We start from the raw sequence: 1,999 nt of genomic DNA on the forward strand, positions 1-1,999 counted from the left end.
GCTCAACGAGGAGTTCCACAGCGCCGCGAAGAACACGCTGATCATCTCGGTGACCGCGACGATCGTTTCGACCATCTGCGCGACGCTGGCCGCGATCGGCATGACGCGGGTGAAGCCGTGGCGCGGACTCGCCGCGGCCTTCATGATCATCAACCTGCCGCTGATGGTGCCGGAGATCATCACTGCGGTGGCGACGCTCTCCTTCTTCGCGCTGATCGCCGGCACGCTCGGCCTGAATTTCGGCATCGGCAACCTGATCCTCGCCCATACCGTATTCTGCATCCCCTTCGCCTACATGCCGATCAGGGCGCGACTGGAGGATATGGACCTGACGCTGGAATATGCCGCGGCCGACCTCTACGCGACGCCGTGGAACGCCTTCAAGCGCATCACGCTGCCGCTCTTGGTCCCCGGCATCATGTCGGGCGCGGCGCTGGCCTTCATCGTCTCCTTCGACGATTTCACCATTACGCAGCTCGTTGCCGGCCCCGGCCAGACGACGCTGCCTCTCTATATCTGGAACCAGATCCGGCGGCCGATGACGCCGGAGATCAACGCCATCTCGACCATCCTGCTCCTGGTGTCGATCCTGTTCGTCTCGGTCTCGTTCCTGATCGCGCGGCGACGCGCAAAATGACTTGAGAGCTCCAACACAACAATGGGAAGGCAAGGAGAACATAAAATGTCTGGAAAACTGATGGCGGCCGTTTCCGCGGCCGTTCTGCTGTGGGCGGTGCCGGCGCTCGCCGACGGCGAACTGCACATCTACAACTGGGGGGACTACACCAACCCCAAGCTGATCGAAAAGTTCGAGAAGCAGTACAACGTCAAGGTGACGCTGGACGACTACGATTCCAACGAAACCATGCTGTCCAAGGTGCGCGCCGGCAATTCCGGCTACGACATCGTCGTGCCATCCGACTACACCGTGAAGATCATGGTCGAAGAGGGCCTGCTCGAGAAGACCGAGCCCAACGCGATGCCGAACGGCAAGAACATCGATCCGCGCTTCGTCGACGTCTATTGGGACAAGGGCCGTCATTATACCGCGCCCTGGCAGTTCGGCACGACCGCATTCTCCGTCAATACGGACAAGTTCAAGGGCGACATCAACACTCTGGCCATCCTGTTCAATCCACCGGATGACTTGAAGGGCCAGATCAACATGCTTGACGACGTCAACACCGTCATGCACGCGGCCGAGCGCTATGCCGGCGTGCCGCGCTGCGGCGCCGACAAGGCCAATCTGAAGAAAATCAACGACATCCTCGTGGCCGCCAAGCCGTCGTGGAAAACCTTCAGTTACGACACCATCACCAAGATCACTTCCGGCGACGTCATCGTCTCGGAGCAGTGGAACGGCGCCAGCTACCGTTCGCGACAGAAGATCCCGGCCATCAAATATGCCTATCCGAAGGAAGGCATCGAAGGCTGGATGGACAATGTCGCGGTGCTGAAGGGCGCCAAGAATCTCGAGAACGCCAAACTGTTCCAGGACTTCGTCATGGCGCCGGAGAACGCGGCGTTGATTTCGGAGTTCGCGGGCTATGACAACGGCATCGCGGGCAGCCATAAATTCTTGCCTGCGGAATTCGCCAACTCGCCGGAAATCAGCCCTCCGGCCGGCTCGCCGACGCCCGAATTCGTGGAGCCGTGCCCACCCGACGTGGTGGAGATTTACAACAAGATCTGGACCAACCTGCGCAAATAAATCAGCGCGACGCATGAAAGGAGGGGAGGCTCCGGCCTCCCTTTCTTGTGACTGCTACTGTGCATATCGCTCTCCCTTTTGAGCGACATGCCTCGGGAGGAAGCCTTGTCGTCCTATCGCAACTCCGATCCGCGGCCGCCGATCATGCAGGGTTCGCCGCCGAAGCTGGTGCCGCCGAAGCTCGACTGGGACCGGCCACCCTGGAATCGCTGGGCCTTCCAGCACATCCGCGAATTCCTGCCGACGGTCGAGGTGTGGCGCGGCAATGGCCATCGCCGTCGCCTCGAG

The 1,999-nt window shown here is 60.7% G+C and carries 2 protein-coding genes and 1 pseudogene; all 3 read left to right on the forward strand.

The features are described from left to right. Positions 1–637, forward strand: a 637-nt coding sequence (locus EOD07_RS32440; RefSeq protein ID WP_164772755.1) for an ABC transporter permease, incomplete at its 5' end; no start/stop codon positions are given. 45 nt (positions 638–682) lie between these two features. Next, entirely contained in the window at positions 683–1,711 is a 1,029-nt protein-coding gene (locus EOD07_RS32445; protein WP_164772756.1) for an extracellular solute-binding protein, read from the forward strand. A 105-nt stretch (positions 1,712–1,816) separates the two neighbouring features. Next, a pseudogene (locus EOD07_RS32450) lies at positions 1,817–1,999 on the forward strand (6-aminohexanoate hydrolase); the annotation flags it as partial.

Source organism: Mesorhizobium sp. M2C.T.Ca.TU.002.02.1.1 (assembly GCF_003997225.1).

Bases quoted from the DNA above. Each gene is read 5' to 3' on its own strand.
- EOD07_RS32445 (WP_164772756.1), top strand. From the start codon at position 683: ATGTCTGGAAAACTGATGGCGGCCGTTTCCGCGGCCGTTCTGCTGTGG.